Origin of the sequence: Devosia sp. (assembly GCF_041917035.1) — a bacterium.
GTDB lineage: Bacteria > Pseudomonadota > Alphaproteobacteria > Rhizobiales > Devosiaceae > Devosia_A.
Genome location: NZ_JAYRYM010000040.1, coordinates 1 through 21,182, shown reverse-complemented (window position 1 = coordinate 21,182; position 21,182 = coordinate 1). Strand labels below are relative to the sequence as shown.

The 21,182-nt window shown below is 67.2% G+C and carries 23 protein-coding genes and 2 tRNA genes; 7 read left to right on the top strand and 18 right to left on the bottom strand.

Features of this window, described 5'->3' with window-relative positions; genetic code table 11:
* Positions 1 to 109: 109 nt before the first annotated feature.
* The 5 genes from ACE3TU_RS06760 to ACE3TU_RS06740 all read right to left on the bottom strand — a co-directional run bounded on the left by ACE3TU_RS06760 (position 110) and on the right by ACE3TU_RS06740 (position 3,476).
* Positions 110 to 718 carry an NADH-quinone oxidoreductase subunit C gene (locus ACE3TU_RS06760; protein ID WP_374621911.1) on the bottom strand — a complete coding sequence of 203 codons (609 nt, stop codon included), beginning with the start codon at positions 716 to 718 and terminating at the stop codon, positions 110 to 112.
* Positions 719 to 726: 8 nt separating this feature from the next.
* Positions 727 to 1,308: an NADH-quinone oxidoreductase subunit B family protein gene (locus ACE3TU_RS06755; RefSeq protein WP_374621908.1), complete on the bottom strand. Its 582-nt coding sequence runs from the start codon at positions 1,306 to 1,308 to the stop codon at positions 727 to 729.
* Entirely contained in the window at positions 1,299 to 1,664 is a 366-nt protein-coding gene (locus tag ACE3TU_RS06750; RefSeq protein ID WP_374621905.1) for an NADH-quinone oxidoreductase subunit A, read from the bottom strand. The genes ACE3TU_RS06755 and ACE3TU_RS06750 overlap by 10 nt, the downstream gene beginning before the upstream one ends.
* A gap of 270 nt (positions 1,665 to 1,934) precedes the next feature.
* Entirely contained in the window at positions 1,935 to 2,447 is a 513-nt protein-coding gene (locus ACE3TU_RS06745) for an outer membrane protein (protein ID WP_374621903.1), read from the bottom strand.
* 261 nt (positions 2,448 to 2,708) lie between these two features.
* The gene (locus ACE3TU_RS06740) at positions 2,709 to 3,476 is read right to left on the bottom strand and encodes an SDR family NAD(P)-dependent oxidoreductase (RefSeq protein WP_374621901.1); all 768 of its coding nucleotides are present in this window, start codon (positions 3,474 to 3,476) and stop codon (positions 2,709 to 2,711) included.
* 128 nt (positions 3,477 to 3,604) lie between these two features.
* On the opposite strand from ACE3TU_RS06740, the gene ACE3TU_RS06735 reads away from it, so the two are divergent.
* From ACE3TU_RS06735 to hisD, 5 genes are read left to right on the top strand one after another with little or no spacing between them, the layout of a single operon-like run.
* Complete coding sequence (locus ACE3TU_RS06735) at positions 3,605 to 5,596, top strand: N,N-dimethylformamidase beta subunit family domain-containing protein (protein ID WP_374621898.1); 1,992 nt, start codon at positions 3,605 to 3,607, stop codon at positions 5,594 to 5,596.
* A 59-nt stretch (positions 5,597 to 5,655) separates the two neighbouring features.
* Positions 5,656 to 6,618 (top strand): ABC transporter substrate-binding protein, encoded by a 963-nt coding sequence (locus ACE3TU_RS06730; RefSeq protein WP_374621895.1) that lies wholly within the window; start codon positions 5,656 to 5,658, stop codon positions 6,616 to 6,618.
* A gap of 44 nt (positions 6,619 to 6,662) precedes the next feature.
* Complete coding sequence (locus ACE3TU_RS06725) at positions 6,663 to 7,520, top strand: ABC transporter permease (protein ID WP_374621893.1); 858 nt, start codon at positions 6,663 to 6,665, stop codon at positions 7,518 to 7,520.
* Positions 7,517 to 8,311 carry an ABC transporter ATP-binding protein gene (locus tag ACE3TU_RS06720; protein WP_374621890.1) on the top strand — a complete coding sequence of 265 codons (795 nt, stop codon included), beginning with the start codon at positions 7,517 to 7,519 and terminating at the stop codon, positions 8,309 to 8,311. Before ACE3TU_RS06725 ends, ACE3TU_RS06720 begins: the two co-directional genes overlap by 4 nt.
* A gap of 16 nt (positions 8,312 to 8,327) precedes the next feature.
* The gene (gene hisD / locus ACE3TU_RS06715) at positions 8,328 to 9,656 is read left to right on the top strand and encodes a histidinol dehydrogenase (RefSeq protein WP_374621888.1); all 1,329 of its coding nucleotides are present in this window, start codon (positions 8,328 to 8,330) and stop codon (positions 9,654 to 9,656) included.
* 33 nt (positions 9,657 to 9,689) lie between these two features.
* Here hisD and ACE3TU_RS06710 read toward each other — a convergent pair whose 3' ends face one another.
* The 11 genes from ACE3TU_RS06710 to ACE3TU_RS06660 all read right to left on the bottom strand — a co-directional run bounded on the left by ACE3TU_RS06710 (position 9,690) and on the right by ACE3TU_RS06660 (position 16,870).
* On the bottom strand, positions 9,690 to 10,112 hold the full coding sequence (locus ACE3TU_RS06710; protein WP_374621885.1) for a MucR family transcriptional regulator: 423 nt from the start codon (positions 10,110 to 10,112) through the stop codon (positions 9,690 to 9,692).
* Between the two features lie 197 nt (positions 10,113 to 10,309).
* Positions 10,310 to 10,386: transfer RNA gene (locus ACE3TU_RS06705), tRNA-Asp, on the bottom strand.
* A 163-nt stretch (positions 10,387 to 10,549) separates the two neighbouring features.
* Positions 10,550 to 10,624 (bottom strand) — tRNA-Val (locus tag ACE3TU_RS06700).
* A 141-nt stretch (positions 10,625 to 10,765) separates the two neighbouring features.
* The gene (locus ACE3TU_RS06695; protein ID WP_374621883.1) at positions 10,766 to 11,041 is read right to left on the bottom strand and encodes an HU family DNA-binding protein; all 276 of its coding nucleotides are present in this window, start codon (positions 11,039 to 11,041) and stop codon (positions 10,766 to 10,768) included.
* A 145-nt stretch (positions 11,042 to 11,186) separates the two neighbouring features.
* Positions 11,187 to 12,359: a TCR/Tet family MFS transporter gene (locus ACE3TU_RS06690; protein WP_374621914.1), complete on the bottom strand. Its 1,173-nt coding sequence runs from the start codon at positions 12,357 to 12,359 to the stop codon at positions 11,187 to 11,189.
* Between the two features lie 125 nt (positions 12,360 to 12,484).
* Positions 12,485 to 13,312, bottom strand: coding sequence for a twin-arginine translocase subunit TatC (tatC, locus tag ACE3TU_RS06685; RefSeq protein WP_374621880.1), 828 nt, complete (start codon positions 13,310 to 13,312; stop codon positions 12,485 to 12,487).
* A 2-nt stretch (positions 13,313 to 13,314) separates the two neighbouring features.
* Positions 13,315 to 13,998, bottom strand: a complete 684-nt coding sequence (gene tatB / locus ACE3TU_RS06680; RefSeq protein ID WP_374621878.1) for a Sec-independent protein translocase protein TatB — start codon at positions 13,996 to 13,998, stop codon at positions 13,315 to 13,317.
* A 38-nt stretch (positions 13,999 to 14,036) separates the two neighbouring features.
* Positions 14,037 to 14,252 carry a twin-arginine translocase TatA/TatE family subunit gene (tatA, locus tag ACE3TU_RS06675; protein WP_374621875.1) on the bottom strand — a complete coding sequence of 72 codons (216 nt, stop codon included), beginning with the start codon at positions 14,250 to 14,252 and terminating at the stop codon, positions 14,037 to 14,039.
* Positions 14,253 to 14,304: 52 nt separating this feature from the next.
* Entirely contained in the window at positions 14,305 to 15,405 is a 1,101-nt protein-coding gene (locus ACE3TU_RS06670; protein ID WP_374621873.1) for an ABC transporter ATP-binding protein, read from the bottom strand.
* Complete coding sequence (scpB, locus tag ACE3TU_RS06665; protein ID WP_374621870.1) at positions 15,402 to 16,064, bottom strand: SMC-Scp complex subunit ScpB; 663 nt, start codon at positions 16,062 to 16,064, stop codon at positions 15,402 to 15,404. The genes ACE3TU_RS06670 and scpB overlap by 4 nt, the downstream gene beginning before the upstream one ends.
* A 5-nt stretch (positions 16,065 to 16,069) precedes the next feature.
* On the bottom strand, positions 16,070 to 16,870 hold the full coding sequence (locus tag ACE3TU_RS06660) for a ScpA family protein (protein ID WP_374621867.1): 801 nt from the start codon (positions 16,868 to 16,870) through the stop codon (positions 16,070 to 16,072).
* Positions 16,871 to 17,115: 245 nt separating this feature from the next.
* Here ACE3TU_RS06660 and ACE3TU_RS06655 point away from each other — a divergent pair, with 245 nt between their 5' ends.
* Entirely contained in the window at positions 17,116 to 18,039 is a 924-nt protein-coding gene (locus ACE3TU_RS06655; RefSeq protein ID WP_374621865.1) for a glycosyltransferase family 2 protein, read from the top strand.
* Complete coding sequence (locus ACE3TU_RS06650) at positions 18,036 to 18,413, top strand: GtrA family protein (protein WP_374621863.1); 378 nt, start codon at positions 18,036 to 18,038, stop codon at positions 18,411 to 18,413. The genes ACE3TU_RS06655 and ACE3TU_RS06650 overlap by 4 nt, the downstream gene beginning before the upstream one ends.
* 17 nt (positions 18,414 to 18,430) lie before the next feature.
* Here the strand turns inward: ACE3TU_RS06650 and ACE3TU_RS06645 are convergent, their stop codons facing one another.
* Together ACE3TU_RS06645 and ACE3TU_RS06640 are read right to left on the bottom strand one after the other, a co-directional pair.
* On the bottom strand, positions 18,431 to 20,818 hold the full coding sequence (locus ACE3TU_RS06645; protein ID WP_374621860.1) for a hypothetical protein: 2,388 nt from the start codon (positions 20,816 to 20,818) through the stop codon (positions 18,431 to 18,433).
* Positions 20,819 to 20,927: 109 nt separating this feature from the next.
* On the bottom strand, positions 20,928 to 21,182 hold a 255-nt coding region (locus tag ACE3TU_RS06640), incomplete at its 5' end, for a DALR anticodon-binding domain-containing protein (protein WP_374621858.1).

The following is a 21,182-nucleotide window of genomic DNA, read 5'->3' as shown; positions in this document are numbered from 1 at the left end:
CCCAGTCAACTCGTAGACGTCAGCGGCCAAATTCATCGACTCATTCCAAACATCGAGGTCGCGGTAGTCAGTGATCGGCTTTTGAGAGTCACCATTCACAATTCACCACTCACGACTTCTTCTCATCCCCCGGAAGCACGTAGTCGGTGCCTTCCCAGGGGCTCAAATAGTCGAACTGCCGGAACTCCTGGGCCAGTTTCACCGGCTCGTAGACGACGCGCTTGCGCTCCTCGTCGTAGCGCAGCTCGACATAGCCGGTGGTCGGGAAATCCTTGCGGAGCGGATACCCGTCGAAGCCGTAGTCGGTGAGGATGCGGCGCAGATCGGGATGACCGGTGAACAGGATGCCGTAGAAGTCGTAGGCCTCGCGCTCGAACCAGTCGGCGCCCGGGAAGATGCCGGTGATCGACGGGACCGGCGTCCCCTCATCGGTCGCGACCTTGAGCCTGATCCTCAGGTTCTGCTTGGGACTCAGCAGGTGGTAGACAACGTCGAAGCGGTCGGCGCGCTCGGGATAGTCGACGCCGCAGACGTCGGTCAGCGAGACGAAGCTCTCGGCGTCGTGCAGGTGCTGCACCACCTCCAGCAGTTCCCCACGCGTCACATCCACCGTCAGCTCGCCGAAAGCCAGCGAAAGGCCGGACAGACGTTCGCCGTAGAAATTGCGCAGACGTTCGGCCAGCGCAGCCAGCGGAGATTGGGAGGTGCCCTCGGCCATGGCCGGTCCTATCGTTCGATCGTGCCGGTGCGGCGGATCTTCTTCTGCAGCATCAGGAGGCCGTACAGCAGGGCCTCCGCGGTGGGCGGACAGCCCGGTACGTAGACGTCGACGGGCACCACTCGATCGCAGCCGCGCACGACCGAGTAGGAATAGTGGTAGTAGCCGCCGCCGTTGGCGCAACTGCCCATCGACACGACGTAACGCGGCTCCGGCATCTGGTCGTAGACCTTGCGAAGGGCGGGAGCCATCTTGTTGGTCAGCGTGCCGGCGACGATCATCACGTCGGACTGGCGCGGCGAAGCGCGCGGCGCAAGGCCGAAGCGCTCGACGTCATAGCGGGGCATCGACATCTGGATCATCTCGACCGCGCAGCAGGCGAGGCCGAAGGTCATCCACATCAGCGAGCCGGTCCGGGCCCAGTTGATCAGCTCGTCGGTCGAGGTGACGAGGAAGCCCTTGTCGGCCAGCTCGTTGTTGATCTCGGTGAAGAACGGGTCGTTTGCCCCGATCGGCTTGCCGGTCGCAGGATCGAGGACGCCGGTCGGGCGCGGCGCGATCAGGGTGCCGCCAGTTTCGCTCAATCCCATTCGAGCGCGCCTTTCTTCCATTCGTAGATGAAGCCGATCGTCAGCACGCCGAGGAACAGCATCATCGACCAGAAGCCGAACCAGCCGACATCCCTGAAGGCCACGGCCCAGGGAAACAGGAACGCCACCTCGAGATCGAAGATGATGAACAGGATCGACACGAGGTAGAAGCGCACGTCGAACTTCATGCGGGCATCGTCGAACGCGTCGAAGCCGCACTCGTAGGCGGAGACCTTCTCCGGATCAGGCTTCTTGTAGGCGACGAGAAAGGGGGCAACGAGGAGGGCGAGGCCGATTACGGCAGCAAGGCCGATGAAGATGACGATCGGCAGGTAGTCGCTGAGCAACGCGTTCATAGTGCAGCCTATGGTCGAGGGCCGTCCCTGCGAGGGCCGCTTCGCGCGGCCAAAGCTGCGATTATGGGCAACATTGGCGACGCGAATGCGATGGGCTCGGGATTATCCCACGACTCCCCCCGTTTCAAGGAAAACAAAACTTGAGTTCCACTCTCCTGTTTATTGTCCGCCGGGCCCGCGTCGTCGCCCCGGCGACACCGGTCCTGCCGGCTCAAAAACAGAAGGCCCCGCCGAAGCGGGGCCCTCCAGAACCGTGAGCCGTGGCGCCGGTCAGAAGTGCCAGTTGAAGCCGATCTTGGCCACGTGGGCGTCCTCTGCCGAGGTGTCGAAATCCCACTGGTACTGGTACTCGGCCTTCAGCGACAGGTTGTCAGCCAGCATGACCTCGGCGCCGACGCCGATCGGCGCATAGGCGTCGGTGGCGGAATTGGCGCCGACGCCGGCGAGGCCGTAGAAGGCGAAGGTCTCGGCGGCGAAACCGAGCTTGCCGTGCACCTGGCCCTGCCAGCTGTCATCGTTCAACCAGGCGACGTTGCCTTCGACGCCCGCGAGAAGATTTCCGTCGATCAGGACGTTCACGCCGAGATCGGCGCCCAGTCCGAAGATCGAGTCGGTCTGACCGGACACCCAGAGACCGGCATACGGACCGCTCCAGTCGACAGACCCGTAGTTGTCGATGACCGGGGCCGGTGCGGGATCGATGATCAGATCCGCCGCGGCAGCCGCCGAGGTGATGCCGGCGACCGCAACGGAGGCCAGCAGGGCGAGCTTGAGAGAGCGCATTTCAATATCCTTAGTCAGAGCTCAAGACGGGTGTGAGGTAGGCCGCGTGGTCAGCAGGTGCAAGTCGCCCAACAGAGCACGGTCGCACCTTTGGACCGATTGACGATGCCTGTTGCCATGGGGCCACAAGCTGCGGCGAAACCATGGCAGCCATGCGTCGAGACTTTGACTATCTTGTTGCTACATTTGAGCAATGTGTCTTCAGCCACAGTTAGGAGTTTGGCCTAGGCCGACTCAGAGGTGCACCGCGTCCGCGGGAGCCTAGATGCTCGCCAGATAGCCGCCATCGACATAGAGCACCTGGCCGGTGACGTAGGCCGAGGCAGGCGCACAGAGGAAGACGGCGGCACCGACCAGGTCGTCCAGCTCGCCGAATCGCTGCATCGGCAGCTTGGCGAGCATGGCCGAGCGCCACCCGGCATCGGCGTAGAAGCCGGCCGTCATGTCGGTTTCGAAATAGCCCGGCCCGAGGCCGTTGACCCGTACGCCCAGCGGCGCCCATTCGGCGGCCAGCGCCCGCGTCATGCCGGCGAGGCCACTTTTCGAAGCGGTGTAGGGCACGGCAGTGGGGATGCCGACCTCCGAGCTCAGCGAGCAGAGGTTGACGATGCAGCCGGACCGCCCCGCCAACTGCCGGACAAAGCCCTGGGCGACGAAGAACGCACCCTTGAGATTGGTGCCGACGATGCGATCCCAGAGAGGCCCGGTGACTTCGAGGGACGGTGCGACCTGTTCGGTCCCGGCATTGTTGATGAGGATGGTCGGGAAGAGCCGGCGCCCCGCGAGCTCGGCGAAGAGAGCGTCGATCGCGGTCGAGTCGCCGACATCGAGGTCGAGGACGGTTGCCAAGCGGCCGATCGCGCGAATCTCCGCCGCGGCATCCTCGAGGGCAGCGCGCCCGCGGGCGGCGAGGACGACGTCGGCACCCGCCTCGGCGAGGCCCCGCGCGAGCGCGGCGCCGATGCCGCGGCTGGCGCCTGTGACGAGTGCCAGCTGGCCGGTGAGGTCGAAGCGCGTCGAATGGATCATTGCCGGGTCCGCCAGAGACATGCGAGGTGACCCACTATTGCGGCAGGACGACGCGCTTGGAAATCCTCCGTTGCGCCGACCGGCCCGAGTGCGGCTAATGGGCCGCTGCTGCAGGGGAAATCTGACCAATGCACCGAAAGGTCGAGCATCGGGCCCTGGCCATCGCGGGGTATGTGGAGCCCTGGACCGGGTCGACCGGCAGGCGTTCGCTCTGCCTTTCTTCCGATCGGGCGATCGAGACGGTCCGCATCGTCAGGCTCGACCGCGACGGGGCGCCGGCAATGGACTGGCCAGTGCGCCCGCTCGCGGCGGTCGCGCATCGCGCGTTTCCGCAGGGCGCCTGGGCAGAGATCAGCGGGCACCAGCGGCTGGGCGAGGTGCAGCGCCTCGGCTTCGAACTGCTGCTGACGCGCAATACGGGCAGGCGGGTGCTGCTCGATGCCGGCAGCTTTTCGCTGCTGGTCGACGGTGGCGAACTGCTGCTGCGGTCGGGCGAAACGGAAGCGGCGCTGGCGGTCGTGCCGACGCAGCAATGGCTGCGGGTGGTGCTCGACTGGCCGGGCGGCGAACTCAGCGTCGATACGCTCGACGATTTCCGGCCCTTTTACTGTTCCGGGCCGTTCGAGGCCCCTGCCCCGGTGCGCCTGGTGTTGTGTTCCGATGCCGCCGAGACGCTGCCGACGCTCAATTGCCGGCTCGGCCGCCTCGTGCTCACGGGCGCCGCCGGCGAGGCTCGATGGGTGTTCCCGACGCTGTTCGCGGTGGAACCGCTGGTCGACGCCGGCGTCTCACTGACACTCCACGGCAACCCGACCTTCTGCGTCACCTCGGCGCGCTGGGACGGAAGCGTGCTGGATGCGCGGCTGGCGCCGGAACACTACGATGCGGTGCATTTCCACGACACCGACATGGCCGGGCTGGACTGGCCGGAGAGTTTCGAGGTGGGGGTGCCGGCGGCGGCGGAGTCCGGTGTCTACGCGTTCGAGGTGCGCGCCGGAGCCGTAACGGAACGGCTACCGTTCTTCGTCGCGCCGCCGGCGGGGACCCGGCCGCCGCTGTTGTTCGTGGTGCCGACCTCGACTTACCTGGCCTATGCCGACGAGTACCTGCCGCCGCATCTCTACGAGTGGATCGGGACCGACCGCGGGCACGAGTTCGCGCGGGACAACCAGTTGCGCTCGCTCTACGACTACCACTCCGACGGCAGCGGGGTGTCGCTGGTTTCGACGCGCAAACCCAAGGCCACGCTGCGCGATGACTACCGCTACCCGCTGTGCGGCGATCCGCACAACCTGCCGGTCGACCTGCACTTCCTCAGGTTCTGCGCGCGGGAGGGCATTACCATCGACGTCGCGACCGACGCCGACCTCCATCAGCAGGGTGTCGGGCTGCTCCGTCGGTACCGGGGCATCGTGACCGGCAGCCACCCGGAGTACCTGTCGGTCGGGATGGAGCAGGCCTACCGCGACTATCTGGCGCAGGGCGGCAATCTCGCCTACCTCGGCGGCAACGGCTTCGCGGCGGCGGTCGCCTACCGCGACGACCTGATGGAGCTGCGGCGCGGTCCGACCCAGTCGGGCCGAACCTGGGACGGGCCGCTGGCGGAGATGGGGCTGGCGCTGAGCAACGAACCGGGCGGCTATCTGAGGGACCGCGGCAGGGGAGAGTATCGGCTGGTTGGGGTGGGCATCGCCCTGATGGGCTTCACCCGCGCCCTGCCCTTCACGCGCACAGAGGCCGGCAACGGCGCCACGTTCGCGTGGCTGTTCGAGGGCGTGCCGGAGACCTTCGGGGATGGGGGCATCGTGCTCGGCGGCGCCGCGGGGTACGAGGTGGATGCGATGAGCCGCCACCTCGGCAGCCCGCACGACATGGTGGTGCTCGCCACGGCCAGCGGCTTTCCACCCAGCTACGTGGACGACCCGGGCAAATGGCACGAGGCCGGCGAGGCCGAACGCCAGGCGCAGCGACGCGCCGACATGTGCTTCTGGCAGCACCCGGGCGGCGGCAGGCTGTTCTGCGCCAGTTCGGTCTCGTTTCTCGGCGCGCTGCCCGGGCCGGACGAGTCGACCGCCGTGGGCCGCCTCACCGCCAACCTGCTTCGGCACTTTTCAAAGTGAAAGCGTCCATGCCAAGAATGACCCACTGCACAAATCCGCATCAAACAGGGAAATCGCCCATGAAACTCGCAACTACCCTTCTCGCCCTCGCCCTTGGCCTTGCCGCCGGCACGGCGGCGCAGGCCGAGCCGATCAAGATCGGGCTGCAGCCCTGGCTCGGCTACGGTCCGCTGTGGATCGCCGAAAAGCAGGGGTTCTTCAAGGAACAGGGCGTCGACGTGCAGCTGGTGAATTTCGGCTGGGACGCCGACCTGGCGGTGGCGCTGGCGAGCGGCAACATCGACGTCACCTCGATCGCCACCAACGGCGTCATCCTGCAGCTCAACAACGGCATCGACCTCAAGGCGTTCATGCTGATGGACGGGTCGACCACGGCCGACGCGGTGCTGGCCAACAAGGCGGTCAACTCGATCACCGAACTCAAGGGCAAGAAGGTGGCCTACGAGGTCGGCGCGACGAGCGACCTGCTGATCAACTATGCGCTCAAGGTCAACGGCATGAGCCTCAAGGACATCGAGGCGGTGCCGATCAATGCCTCCGATGCCGGCCTCGCGCTGATCGCGGGGCGCGTCGACGTGGCGGTGACCTACGAGCCGTACATCTCGGCGGCGCTGTCGGAGGGACCGGACTTCAAGATCCTGTTCTCCGCCGGAGAGAAGCCCGGCCTGATCTCGGACGTGCTCGCAGGGCCGGCGGACTTCGTTGCCGCCCACACCGCCGAACTGCAGGGCATCATCAGGGCCTGGGACCAGGCCGTGACCTACCTGCGCGAAAACCCCGACGCCGGCGGACAGATCATCGCCGACGCGGTGGGCTCGCCGATGGAGGAGTTCAAGACCGCCTTCGCCGGGGTGCAGCTGTTCGACATCAAGGAGAACCTCGCCGAGCTCGATGGCCCGTTCCAGGCGACGGTGGTCGAAATCGGTGGCCTGATGCAGGAAGCCAAGCCCGACGAGATCAAGATCGTGCCGGCGGGCGATGCCATCCTCGACCTGACGGCGCTCAAGGGGCTCGCCCAGTAGTCCCCGTGGTGGCGCCTCCGGGCGCCACCCCCCCTGGTCCCGACATGCCCAATCGTCCCACCGTCGCCGAACAGGCCGCCCGCGGCCGCACCGACCGTCGCAAGGCGGAGCGGCGCGCCGGCCTGTTCAGGCTGCGCGGCCCGATCCCGGATTCGATCTTCACCAGCGCCGGGTTCGTGGTGCCGGCGATGATCGTGATCGTGTGGCTCGCGGTCACTGCAATGGGCCTCGTCAGGCCGCTGTTCCTGCCCAGCCCGCTCGCCATCGTCGAGGAGGCCTGGCGGCAGATATCGACGGGCGTCCTGTTCTCCGACGCTGCCGTCAGCACCTATCGGATCATGGTCGGCTGGCTCGCCGCCACCGTCCTTGCCGTACCGACCGGCATCCTGATGGGCAATTTCCGCATCTTCGAGGGCGCGCTCGAGCCGCTGATCTCGACGGTGCGCTACATGCCGGTGGTGGCGCTCATTCCGCTCTCGATCCTGTGGGCCGGGATCGGCGACGAGCAGAAGATCCTGATTCTGTTTCTCGGCACGTTCTTCCAGATGGCCCTGATGATCATGGACAACGTCAAGTCCATCGACATCAACCTGATCAGGGCCGGGCAGACGCTGGGCTTTTCCAATACCGAGATCCTGTGGCGGATCATCCTGCCGGCGGCGCTTCCCGGCATCTGGGATACGTTCCGGATCACCGTGGGCTGGACCTGGACCTATCTGGTGGTCGCCGAGCTCGTGGCGGCGCAGACCGGACTGGGCCGGCGCATCATGGACGCGCAGCGCTACCTCGCCACCGACACGATCATCTTCGGGGCCTTGTTCATCGGCCTCCTGGGCCTGATCACCGACTACCTGTTCAAGCGCTTCGGGCGGACGCTGTTCCGCTGGACGGCCGATCGATGACCGCGCCGTCCAAGGTCTCGATCGATGCCGTGGGCAAGGTGTTCGGCGAGGGCGACAGGGAGTTCCTGGCCATCGACCAGATCGACCTCGAGGTGCCGACCAACCAGTTCGTTTCGATCGTCGGAACCTCCGGGTGCGGCAAATCCACGCTGCTCAACATGGTGGGCGGCCTGGCCGAGCCGACGTTCGGGGAAATCCGCATCGACGGCAAGGCGGTCGCCGGTCCCGGGCGCGACCGTGGCTTCGTGTTCCAGGGCTATAGCCTGTTCGAATGGCTGACAGTCGAGGGCAATATCCGCTTCGCGCTGGAAAAGTCGCGCCTGTCATCGACGGAGAAATCCGAGCTGGTGCGGCACTATGTGCAGGCAGTCGGCCTGGTCGGGTTCGAAACGGCGTTTCCCCGCCAGCTGTCGGGCGGCATGCGGCAGCGCGTCGCCATCGCGAGGGCGCTGGTCTACCGCCCCTCGCTGCTGCTGATGGACGAGCCGTTCGGCGCGCTCGACGCGCAGACGCGGGGCATGATGCAGGAACTGCTGCTGAAGGTGTGGGAAGAGCACAAGGTGACGGTCCTGTTCGTCACCCATGACGTCGACGAGGCGATCTTCCTGGCCGACCGAGTCGTCGTGCTCGCCTCCCGTCCAGGGCGGCTGAAGCGCGACCTCGAGGTACCGATCGGCCGCCCGCGGCGCTACGACGTGGTCACCAGCCCCGAATTCACCGCGCTGAAGCGCACCGTCCTCGCCGATATCCGCGAGGAAACCCTGAAGGTCATGGCGCTCGATCCCGCCTGAACGAGAGTTCCCCCCAATGTCGCATCCCGTCGCCTGGCACGAGCTTGCCGCCCTCACCTCCGCCCAGCGCACCACGCTGCTCACCCGCAGCGAGGCCGACCTCGGGCCGTTCCTCGAAAAGGTCGCGCCGATCATCGAGGCGGTGCGGATCGAAGGGGACGAGGCCATCGCCCGCTTCGCCCGCGATTTCGACAAGGCTCCGGTCGAGCCGGACAAGCTGGCCGCGACGCCCGAGGATTTCGACGAGGCCTTCAGGGTCCTCGATCCGGAGCTGATCGAGACGTTGCGCTATTCGGCCGACAACATCCGGCGCTTCCACGAAGCGCAGATGCCGCCGGAGATGTGGATGAAGGAAATCCGGCCGGGCGTGCTGGTCGGCGAGCGCACGACGCCGATCGACTCGGTGGCCTGCTATGCGCCACGCGGCAAGGGGTCGTTCCCGTCGGTGACGCTGATGACCACCATTCCGGCGACGGTCGCCGGGGTGCCGCAGGCCATCCTCCTGACCCCGCCCGGCCCTGACGGCAGGGTCGACGCCGCCACGCTGGTCGCGGCGCGGCTGGGAGGCGTCGAAAAGGTGTTCCGGGTTGGCGGCGGCCAGGCGGTGGCGGCGGCGGCTTTCGGCACGGCGACGATCCCGAAGTGCATGAAGATCGTTGGGCCGGGCAGCCCCTGGGTAGTGGCGGCCAAGCGCCTGCTCTCGGACCGCATCGATCCCGGCCTGCCGGCCGGCCCGAGCGAGAGCATCATTCTCGCCGATGAAACGGCCAATGGACGCATCGCGGCGCTCGACCTGATCATCGAAAGCGAGCACGGCCCGGATTCCTCGGCGTTCCTCGTCACCTGGTCGCGGGACGTGGCGGAGGCGGCGCGGAGCGCGATCCCCGAGTACTGGCGGCAGATGAGCGAGTTGCGCGTCGGCTTTTCGGCGACGGTGCTGGGTGGCAGCAGCGGCGGCATCGTGCTGACGCGCACGCCGGAGGAGGCCTATGCCTTCATCAACGACTATGCGCCGGAGCACCTGCAGGTGATCTCGAAGGAACCGCACGAGCATCTGTCGCACATCCGCAACGCGGCCGAGATCCTGCTCGGGGAGTATGCGGTGGGCTCGATCGCCAACTACATGATGGGACCGAACTGCGTGCTGCCGACATCGGGCTGGGCGCGGACGCACTCGGCCCTTGGCGTTCGCGACTTCCTCAAGACCTCGACGGTCGGCCACCTGACGCGGCGCGCCTTCGACGAGATGGCGCCGCACACGCATCGCTTCGCCACCTACGAGGGGTTCGATGCGCACGCCAATGCGGTGTCGGCAATGCGGCTCGCGGCGTGGAGGGTCAACTGACGACCGGCGCCTGGCCCGGCGCCGGCCATGCGGTCAGGCGGCGCGACCGGTCCGATCGTGCTCGCCGAGGCCGATGCCCTTGGCGAGGGCGGAACGCAATGCGGAGTAGCCCGATGAGACCATCGGATAGTCGGGCGGCAGACCCCACTTGCGTCGATACTGGTCGGGAGTCATTCCGAGTGCGGCCAGGTGCCGCTTCAGGCTGCGGTAGGGCTTGCCATCCTCAAGGCTGATGAGGAACTCCGGCGTAATGGTCTTCTTGACCGGCAGCAGGGGCTTCAACTCCTCGGTCGTGGATACCGACGCTCGCGGGGCTTCGCCGCTCGAAACGGCCCTCAGGGCGGCATGAACCTCGGCGATCAGCCGGGGCACGTCTGCCGGGGACGTCGTGTTGCGGCTCACGTAGGCGGCAACAATCCGGCTCGCCATGTCAAGGTAGTTCGCGGTTTCGGGCATAGTTCACCTCGTAGGGATGAAAACGTTATCATCTCTTCCGGGATCGTCAATACCGATAAGTTCCTAGGACGAATGAAGTGAACAGTTCCACGGAGCGCTAGACAGGACAGTGGACCGACGGCGGCAGCAGCGAATTGCTCAGCGCCGACGCGAACGGGGTCTGCGCCACGTCCGAACAACGACGGTTTCAGGAAGGGTGGCGCGAGAGACGGGGCTCGAACCCGCGACCTCCGGCGTGACAGGCCGGCGCTCTAACCAACTGAGCTACTCCCGCTTGAGCGGCTTGGCCGCGCAACGTGGCGTTCGTGTAACGACGCCCCCCACACAAGTCAAGCGCCCTGCGCCGAAAAACTCACGGGATGCGCCAACGCCTTGTCGACGTTGGCAAAAGCTGCTCCGGGGCAGGTCGGAGGCGAGCGCGATGAAGGTGGGGAAACTGGTGGGCGGTGACGGTCTCGAACCGCCGACCCTCTCGGTGTAAACGAGATGCTCTACCACTGAGCTAACCGCCCGGATGCGCCTGAGCGCGGCGCCCTAACTAGGGGGTCGCCGGGCAGCCGTCAACCCGAGGCTGACTGTCCGCCGGAAAAGCCATGGCCCCGGCTGGAACGCTCGGGGCCACGCGACAGTCCGACAAAGCCGGAGCCACAACCTTAGTTGATGGCGTCCTTGAGACCCTTGCCGGGCTTGAACTTGGCCTGGTTCGAGGCCGGGATCTTGATCTCGGCACCAGTGGCCGGATTGCGGCCGACGCTGGCCTTGCGCTTGGACACTGCAAAGGTGCCGAATCCGACCAGACGCACTTCATCGCCACTCTTCAGAGACGCGGTGATCGCGTCAAAGACGGCGTCGACAGCCTCACCGGCCTGGGCCTTGGTCAGGCCGGCCTTCTCGGCTACGGCGCCGATGAGATCGTTCTTGTTTGACATAGTGTTTCCTCACTGTGGGGTGCCCGCCGTGGCTGGCGAACCGAAACGCGGTGAACCTTGGTCGATTCTGCCTGAAACGCAAGGAAATCCGGGCATCTCCGGGCGTCGGCCAGCGCTATTCTGTTAATGATCGGTCAATTTCGGCTCAACTTTGGCGACGGTCGGGCGCCGATGCGGCAGTCTGCGGGCGACGAAGCGTCAGCAACAGCGGCAGGGCCAGCAGATAGATGCCGCCGCCGATGATCCAGACCAGCCCCGGCCAGGTCGGCTTGATGACAAAATAAGCGAAACTGAAGAACACCGGGCCGAAGACGGCAGACAGGCTGACAAGGCTCGCCAGCACGCCCTGCAGCTGCCCCTGGTGATCCGCGTCAACCTGTCGCGTGGTGAGCGATTGCAGCGCCGGCATGCCGATGCCGCCCAGGGCGAACAGTGGCGCCAGCGCGAACAGAATCCAGCCCTCCGCAGCGAAGCCGAGGACGGCCAGCGCCGCCAGCTCGCAGGCCATACCGAGGACAAGGGCCCATTTCTCCCCCAGCCGTTCCGCCGCCGGGCCGGTGAGCAGTGCCTGCGCGCCGGCGTGGAAGAATCCGAAGATGCCGAGCGACAAGCCGATGGTGAGACCGTTCCAGGCAAACATGTCCTGGCCGAACAGCGCCCATACGGTGCCGTACATGGTGCCGACGAAGTTCATGATGACGAAGATCGCCATCAGCGGCAGCAGCGCGGCGAAGCTGAAGGCCCAGCCGAGCGGACGAAAGGGATTGAGGGTGGCCGGATCGAAACGCGCCTCGGCGGTGCCTTTGCGGGACTCCGGCAGCACGAACAGGGCCAGCGCGAAATTGCCGGCGTTGAGGATCGCCGCCGCCATGAAGGGCGCCCGGACCCAGATGTCGCCCAGGAGGCCGCCGATGACCGGGCCGATGATGAAGCCGATGCCGAACATGGCATGGAAGTAGCCGAACCGCCGCGCCCGCTCTTCCTCGGCCGAGATGTCGGTGATGTAGGCCGTGGCCACCGCCATGTTGGCACTGGTGATGCCGGCGATGGCGCGGCCGACCACCAGCATCCAGAGTTCCGGAGCAAAGGCCATCACCAGGTAGTCGATGGCGGCGCCGGCGAGCGAGAGCAGAAGGACCGGACGGCGGCCATAGCGGTCGCTGAGCACGCCCAGGACCGGCGAGAAGAGGAATTGCATGGCCGAGTAGAGCGCCAGCATGAGGCCGATGAGCGTCGCTACCTCCGCCGCATGCGTCACGTCCTTGAGCAGGTTGGGCAGGATCGGAAAGATCAGGCCGATCCCGACGGCGTCCAGCATGACGGCCGCCAGGATAACGACAAGTGCGCGATTCACGTCTGGTCTCCGCAACGGCCAGGGGGCGGCATGTTCTATATTTGTTCCGGATCAGGAAAGCAACCGTGAGGCGAGCCCTGAGGCCTGGGTCACGACTGGCCGGTGGCCGCCGACTCTGCCGCCAAGGCGGCTTCCCGGCGCCTCTGCACCATCCGCACCGAGATGATAGATACCTCGTAGAGCAGGTACATCGGCAGCGAGAGGCCGATCTGCGAGATAGGATCGGGAGGAGTGATGAAGGCCGCGACGACGAGGATCGCGACAATCGCGTACTTGCGGCCCTTCTTCAGCGTCTCCGCCCTGACCAGGTCGATGCTCGCCAGCAGCGTCAGTACCACCGGCAGCTGGAAGCAGACGCCGAAGGCGATGATCAGCGTCATGGCGAGGCCAAGGTACTCGGAGACCTTCACGAGCATCGTGATCTCCTCGGTCTCCATCGAGTGGAAGAAGGCCATCGCCATCGGCAGGACGGCGAAATAGACCATCATCGCGCCGAGCACGAAGAACACCGGCGTCGCAACCAGATACGGCACGAAGGCGCGCCGCTCCTTCTTGTAGAGCCCGGGCGCGACAAAGCCGTAGATCTCGACGGCGAGATAGGGGAAGCCGAGGAAGAGCGCGCCGAAGAAGGCAAGGCTGAGCTGGGTGAAGAAATATTCCTGCGGGGCGGTGAAGATCATCTCCACGGGCGCCGGCGCCACGGCCCGGCGATACGGCTCGACGAGAACGTTGTAGATCGGCTCGGCGATGAAGAAGCAGGCGATCAGCAGGCCGAAGATCACGAGGATCGAACGGATCAGGCGCTTCCTGAGTTCGATCAGGTGGTCGAGCAGCGGGGCTTCGCTGCCGGTGAGTTCATCTTCCGCCGGTTTGGACCCGCCAGACGTGGACGCGGCCAGTTTGGTCTGCTCGGCCATGTTCAGGGTTTCTCATCGACGACAGGTTGGGCGGGCTTCTTGCGCGTCGCGGGCTTGCGCGTAGCGGGCTTGTCCGTCGTCGCCGGGGCGATGGCCTCGACCGGCGCAGGTGACTCGATCGGCTTCTTGGCCCGGGGGCGCCGGGCCGGCGCGGGCAAATCGGAGGCCGCGACCGCCGACTCCTTCGGTGCCGCCACCTTGGTCGGTCGCCGGGCCTTCACCGGGGCCGCGACAGGCTGCGGGGCGGCCGCGCTGGGGGCGATGGCCGCCGCTGCCGCCACCGGCACGACGGGAGCGGCCGCTGTCGCCGCGTCGGCCGGGGCGCTGGCCGAGGGGGCGATGCCGGCGGCGGCCTTGATCTCGTTGACGACGCTTTGCGCGGCCGGATCGGCCGGCTTGATGACGCCCGAGGGCTGGACGGCACCCGAAGGTGTCACCGTGTTGAATTCCTTGCGAATCGCGTCGGCCGTCGCCTTCAGCGGCGCGGTCACGGAGTTCCTCAGGTTGGTGATCTCGTTCAGGCCGGTGGTCTTGTTCAGCTCACGCTGAAACTCCGACCCCATGCGCCGGATGGTTCCGGCGAACTTGCCGATGCGCTGCATAACCGCAGGCAGTTCCTTGGGGCCGATGACGATGAGCGCCACGACCCCGATCAAGAGCATCTCGGTCCAGCCGACGCCGAGCATGTGCTGACTCCGCGTACGCGGACACCAGATCGATCAGATCAGGCGTCCTTGGCTTTCTCGGTGGTACGGCTGGCGTCGACGCTGGCCGTGGTGTCGAGCTGCGGCGCCGGCTTGTCCTCGTCGCGCATGCCCTTCTGGAATGACTTGATGCCCGAGGCCACTTCCCCCATGAGGCCAGCGATCTTGCCGCGTCCGAACAACAGGATCACGACGATCGCAACGACAATGATGCCCCAAATGCCTGGCGCGTGCATGGACTGGTCTCCACCCTGGACGTAACGCTTACACTAACTCGCAGAAATAGGTTCATTCCTTGGCGAACACAAGGACGTGTTCCGGATTGAGCGTCAGGAAAACGTCGCAGCCGGGGACGAAGCCGGCATCGGCGACCTGACGGACGGCCAGCGGGCGCTCAAGGCCGGCGACCATCACCTCGCACAGGTCGACGCCGATGGCATCGCGCTTGCTGATGATGCGGCCCGGCGTCCCTTCGCCGCCCCTGGCCTCGATCCGGAGCGCGCCGACCGGTCGCAGAGCGACGATGACGCTGGTGCCATCGGCATGGCCGGGCGCGGGGACGGAGCCGAGCGGGGTCTCCACCCTGCCCCCGTGCACCCGGGCCTCGATCTCGCTCAACGGAGAAAAGAAGCGCGCGGCGTTGAGGTCGACCGGATGACGATAGATCGCCGTTGCGGTGTCGATCTGCACCAGCCTGCCGCGACGCAGCAGGGCGATACGGTCGCCGAGCAGCATCGCTTCTTCCGGGTCATGGGTGACGATCACCGTGGTGGCATTGGTCTCGCGCAGGACGGCGAGGGTTTCGGCGCGCACGGTTTCGCGCAGCCGGGCATCGAGGCTCGAAAAGGGCTCGTCGAGCATCAGGATACCGGGCCGGGGTGCGATCGAGCGGGCCAATGCCAACCGCTGCTGCTGGCCGCCCGACAGCATATGGGGGAAGTCGTCCTCGCGATCCTCGAGGCCCACCCGGCGCAGAGCCTGCCGGGCCTGCGCAAGGGCCGCGCCGCGATCGAGCCGGCGCAGGCCGAACAGCACGTTGCGCAGGAGCGTCAGGTGCGGGAACAGCGCAAAGTCCTGAAACATCAGCCCGATACCGCGCCGATCGGGGGTCAGGTGGATGCCGTTGCCCGACACGACGCGATTGTTGATCGACACGGTCCCCGCATCAATGCGCTGGATGCCGGCGGCCACGCGCAGAATGGTCGACTTGCCCGAACCGGACTCGCCGAGCAGACAGACGATCTCGCCCGGCACCAGGTGCAGGGTGAACCGGTCGAGTACCGTGCGGCCGCCCAGCGCCACCTCGACATGGTCGAAGGCAAGGGCGGAGGCGAAGCTGACGCCGGCCGTTCCGCGCGGGCCCCAGCCTCCAAGTTCCTCGGCGCTCACGTCGCGCCCTCGTCGTCGCCAGCGTCGTCCGGCTCGAGCGGATCCTCATCGTCGCGCAACGGACCATCGAAAGGCAGCGGCACCTGGAAGCCCGGAGGCAGGCGGGACGAGAGCAACCCCGACCCCTTGAGTTCCTCGAGGCCGGGGAGATCGCCCAGACTCTCGAGCCCGAAGTGATCGAGGAAGGCCTCAGTGGTGCCGTAGGTCACCGGCCGGCCCGGAGTGCGGCGGCGCCCCCGCATGCGCACCCAGCCGGTCTGCATGAGCACGTCGAAGGTGCCGCCGCCGGATGCGACGCCACGCACTTCCTCGACCTCGGCGCGCGTAGCGGGCTGATGGTAGGCGATGATGGCGAGCGTCTCGAGGGCGGCGCGAGACAGCTGACGAGTCTCCGTCTGCTCGCGGCGCAGCAGGAAAGACAGGTCCTCGGCAGTGCGGAAGGCCCAGCGATCACCGCGGCGCACCAGTTCGACGCCGTGCCCACGGAAGCGCTCGGCGAGCCTTTCGAGGAGGGCCGGCACGTCGGCACCCTCCCCTAGAAAAGGAACGATCTCATCGACGGACAGCGGATCGGCGGTGGCGAACAGCAGCGCCTCGATCACCCGCAGGTTCCGGTCGGCGATCTGGCCGGGTTCATCTCCGAACGGCTCTTCAATCATGCAGCCTACTTTCCGTCGCCGGTCTCCGTCTCGCTCCGGCGTCGCCGCACGAGCAGCGGACCGAAGCTGAGAGTCTGGCGCAGTTCTATGTGCCCCTGCCGGGCAAGTTCAAGGCTCGAGGCGAAGCTCGAGGCCATGGCGGTGCGGCGCTGTCCGCTGTCCCCCAGGAAGCGATCGAGATAGGCTTCGAGCGGCACCCAGTCCATGCTGTCGCCGATCAGGCGCTGCAGGATCTCGCGCGCCTCGGCCAGCGACCAGACCGATCGCTCGAACAGGTGGTACTCCTGCGGCACGGCCCTTTCGCGCTGCATGGCGTAGGCCTTGAGCAGGTCGTAGAGGCTCGCCTCGAACGCGTGTCGCCGTTCGACTCCGAACGGCTCGGGCTGGCCGCGCGCATGGATTTCGCGTCCGAGTCGCGGCCGGTTCACCAGTTGCATCGCGGCGCGGCGCATGGCCTCAAGGCGGGAAAGGCGGAACTGCAGCAGGGCGGCCATCATCTCACCGGTCGGCTCCTCGTCGCTCGGAAGCACGGGCACCATCAACCGGCTCTTGAGGTAGGCGAGCCAGGCCGCCATCACGAGGTAGTCGGCAGCGACCTCGATCCGCTTCTCGCGGACCGTCTCGATGAACTCGAGATACTGCTCGGCAAGGGCGAGCACCGAGATGCGCGACAGGTCGACCTTCTGCCGCCGGGCGAGGTCGAGAAGCAGGTCCAGCGGCCCTTCGTAGCCGGCCACATCGACGTAGAGCACTTCTTCGTCACGGGCGGGAGGGTCCGCAAGCCAATCCGGCGTGGTGTCGTTCATGGGCGGCCTGCCTCGTTGGGGCAAGCTTGGCGGGTCGGACGGTGACCGTCAAGCAAGCATGCGTTCTCAGGTGGAAACCGACTGCCGCGGGCTTGCGCTTGCCCCCGGGCATCCCCTTGATCGCTTCTCGTAGGAACGGCCGTCGGGTCTCCGTCCGAGTCGCGGCGCCTCCGAGAGGAGCCCGTGGCCGCCGTTCCATGAGGTTGCCGTTCGGCCCGCTGCGGGTCCCTACCGGAGTTTCCCCCGTGAGCATTGCCGTCGCGGTCATCCTGCCCTGCTACAACGAAGCCAGGACCATCGGCCGGACGATCGCTTCGATCCGCCAGACCCTGCCAGGGGCGGCGATCTGGGTCTGCGACAACAACAGCACCGACGACACCGCCGCTGCAGCCCGCCAGAGTGGCGCCATCGTCATCACCGAGCGGGCCCAGGGCAAGGGTTCGGCGGTGCGCCGGCTGTTCACCACGGTGGAAGCGGACGTCTATGTGCTGATCGACGGCGACGACACCTACGACATCTCGCGGGCGCCGGAGATGATTTCGCTGCTGGTGGAAGAGCGGCTGGCGATGGTGACCGGCACACGCCAGGGCAACACGCAGGGGCAGTACCGGCGCGGGCACCGAACGGCGAACCAGATCTTCACCTCGCTGTTCCGTCGGTTGTTCGGCGGCGGCGTCACCGACATCTTCTCGGGCTACCGGGTGATGTCCCGCCGGTTCGTCAAGACCTTTCCGGCCCGCTCCAGGCGCTTCGAGATCGAGACCGAGCTGAGCGCGCATGCGGCGCTCTACCGGCTCCCCACGGCGGAAGTGGAGACGCGCTATTCCAGTCGCCCGGAAGGATCGGTGAGCAAGCTGCACTCGTTCCGCGACGGGACGCGGATCCTGCTCTACTACTTCCTGTTCCTCAAGGACCTCAGACCGCTGCAGTTCTTCACGGTGCTCTCGGCGCTGTTCTTCGCGCTCTCGGGAGGGCTGTCGATTCCGCTCTTCGTCAGCTACTTCGCCACGGGGCTGGTGCCCTACCTGCCGACGGCCATGGTGGTGGTCGGACTTTCCATCCTGGGCTTTCTCTTCTTCACGTCCGGCCTCGTGCTGCACACCATACGGCATGCCGCCGAGGCCGACTTCGTGCGGGCCTACAACGCCATCCCCGATGTGACGACGTGATCGGCGGCATCGTCCCGTTTGCCGTTGTCGGGGCGATCGGGTTCGGGGTGGATGGACTAAGCCTGATGCTGCTCATGACAATCGGACTGCCACCGCTGATCGCCCGCCCGCCGGCATTCCTCATCGCGGTGACGGCGACCTTCCTGCTCAACCGCGTGTTCACCTTCACCGAACGCCGCGCGGCGTCGGCAAGAAGCGAAGCGGCCGGGTACCTGGCGGTGCAGGTGCTCGGCGCGCTGGTCAACTACGGGGTTTTCGCCGCCGTGCTGGGGATGATCCCGACGATCCACCCGCTGCTCGCGCTGGCGGCGGGGAGCATTGTGGGGATGGTCTTCAACTTCGCGGTACTGCGGACGCTGGTCTACAGGCGCTGACGGGGCCGAAGCCCCGCTCAGCCGTTGATGGCGACGCAGTCGGCTCCGTTGGCCTTGAACGACGCGCAGGCCTGGATCGCCTGCTGGAACGAGCCGGTGGGCAGAACGACGCGGTACCAGATGCCCTTCGCACCCAGATCGACACGGCGAATCTCGAGCCCCCTGCCCTCGAGCAGGCCGGACAGGCGGTTCTGCGTGCTGCGCAAGGAGGCCTGGGCATCGGCCTCAGTACGCTGCGAGGAAAGCTGCACGTAGGCGCCGCCGGAGGCGGACACCGGAGCGGCGAGCGTATTGGCCTGCTCGGCCGGCACGAGGTCGAGAGGGCCGGACACATCTGCCGTCGTCTGCCGGCTGGTGCTGGCCAAGGCGGCCCGGTCCACCGGTCTGGCGGCAGGAATCGGAGCGACGACGCTGGGGTCGATGATCGCCTCGGGGTTGGGAACAACCACTGCCGTGAGCGCGGTGTCTGCCGGCGTCGCCGGGTCGGTTGTCGCAATGGCCGCAGCAATGGGATCGGCAACGGCCGTGTCGGTTGGCAAGGCGGCAAGCAATTGCGACGGCTGCACGTCGGTGCCCGGCAGCTCCGGCACATTCGGACGGTCGACGGGTAGTGCTTCGGAGCCCGCCACGGCGTCGTCGCCGCTGACGATGGTCCCGTCCGGACGTACGGTGACGGTGCGCACCTTGCGGTTGGCAAGTTCGCTCTCGCCGGCGACCGTTGCCGTGTCGTCGCCGACGGCGCGCGCGACATCGGCGACCGAGGTTTCGGCACTGTCGTCACGCGAGACAAGCTGCTCGTCAGCGGGCGCGGCATTGTCGCCGGCCAGTTCGTTGAAGACGACGGAGCCCTGGGTATCGGCCGGCGCCGCGGGCGGCGGCGTCTCCTTGACCGGGGTGGCGTCAGCCGAGAGCACCGGTGCCTCGGCGTCGTTGGTGCGGCCCATGCCGAGCACCCAGTAGAGGCCGAAACCGGCCGCGAGCAGCAGCGTGCCCGCCACGGCCATGCCGACATACTGGCGCATGCCACCCGACAGCAGGCCGCGCCGTTCCGGCTGGGCCTTCGGCCGCTTGTAGGGGCTGGCGGCGCGATCCGGTCCCGCGTCGATCCGCCCGACCTCGGCCCCCGAGGCCGCAGCGGCAGCGAGAATGGCCGCCTCCGGAGAGGACACGTGCGGTTCGGCATCCTTGATGGCGGCGCGACGCGGGGCAAAGCCGGTCGTCAGAGGCGGCACCACCGGAGCGGGCGCCGGCTGGATGGGGGCAGGCCTGTCCGGGGCCGCGAGTTCAACCCTGACGGCTTCGCCAATCAGGCTCTCGATCTCGTCCATCGGATCCGGTTCGGACGTCGTCGGCGCCGGCTTGCCGCCGACCCCGAAGACCGGGGTGAAGCGCTCATCCGCCGGCCGGCGCGCCGGAGGCGCAGCGACAGGAGTGGCCGCGGGCCGGGGAGTCGCCTGGGCGGCCGGCCTCTGTGCCGGCGGCGCCGCCGTGCGCAGTGCCGGCGGCTGCACCGGCGGGCGCACGATGGCAGGGGTCGGAGTCGCCGGCGGCGCCAGGTCCTCGATGGCATCGAGGTCGGCCGCGATCAGGTCGGCAATGGGATCGCCGGAAACGACGCGCGGCGCCGAGGGGCGGACGGCCGGCATCGCGCTGCGTGGTTCGGGTGGCTGGGGTGCCTCGCCGGCAAAGCCGAAGTCGAAATCGAAGCTGTCGCCCGCGGGTGCCGGCTTGCCGGAAACGATGGGCGGCTGCGGCATGACGGTCACATCGGCCGGCGCGTGGCCGGTCAGCGGTGCAGCGGGCCTGGCCGGGGTCGGCAGAACCGACGGCACCGGCGCCGCAAACGCAGGAGCCGACGCAGCAAGCGGCAAGGGTTCGACCGGGCTGCTCGCAGCAGGCCGGGTCTCCGCCACGACCGGGCGAACGGGAACCGGCTTCGGAATCTCGCGGTCCTGCCAGTTGGCCAGGGGTTCGGGTCTCGGCGCCGCCGCCGGCGGCAGGGTGCCGAAATCGATGGTTGCCGGGCGACGTTCCGGTTCGAGCGCCGCGGCCGAAGCCACCGGAGCCGGCGCCGCGGAGGCGATCGGAGCGGGTGCCACAGGCGGCGGCGTCGCGGGCCGGGCAGTCGGGGCCGCGGCGACCGGCTGATCCATGCCGGGAATGCGGAGCATGGCGGGCGCCGCTGCCGGCGAAACCGGTGCGGTCGGCGTACCGCCAGCCACCGGCGCAGGCGCGATTGCTTCCATCCCCGGGATGCGAATGGCCGGGGTCGCGGGGCGCGGTGCATCGGTCGCCGAAACCAACCGGGGAGCAGGCTTGGCCTCTTCTGCCCCGCCCGCCCCACTGGCCATCAACTTGGCCAGTTCGGCGATCAGGTCGTCGGATTTTTCCTGGCCATCAGACATCTGCTGCGGTCTCGCTGTCATGAAAAGCAGCGCCCCCTTTGTAGGACCCCGATGCTCGCCTCGACCCCCGCCGAGCGTGCCGGTCACTCAACACGCCAATGCGCCGGAATTATGAAAGCTCTTCCGGAGCAGAAACACCCAGCAGACTCAGGCCATTGACGAGCACCTGACGAACGGCGGCGACAAGGGCGAGTCGCGCCAAGGTCAGCTTTGAATCATCGGCGTTAACAAATCGTAAGGCAACGTCCTGATTGCCCTTGGCCCAGAAGCCGTGGAAGGCGGCCGCGAGCTCGTAGAGATAGAAGGCGACGCGATGCGGCTCGTGCGCGCCGGCGGCGGAGGCGACGATGCGCGGCCATTGCCC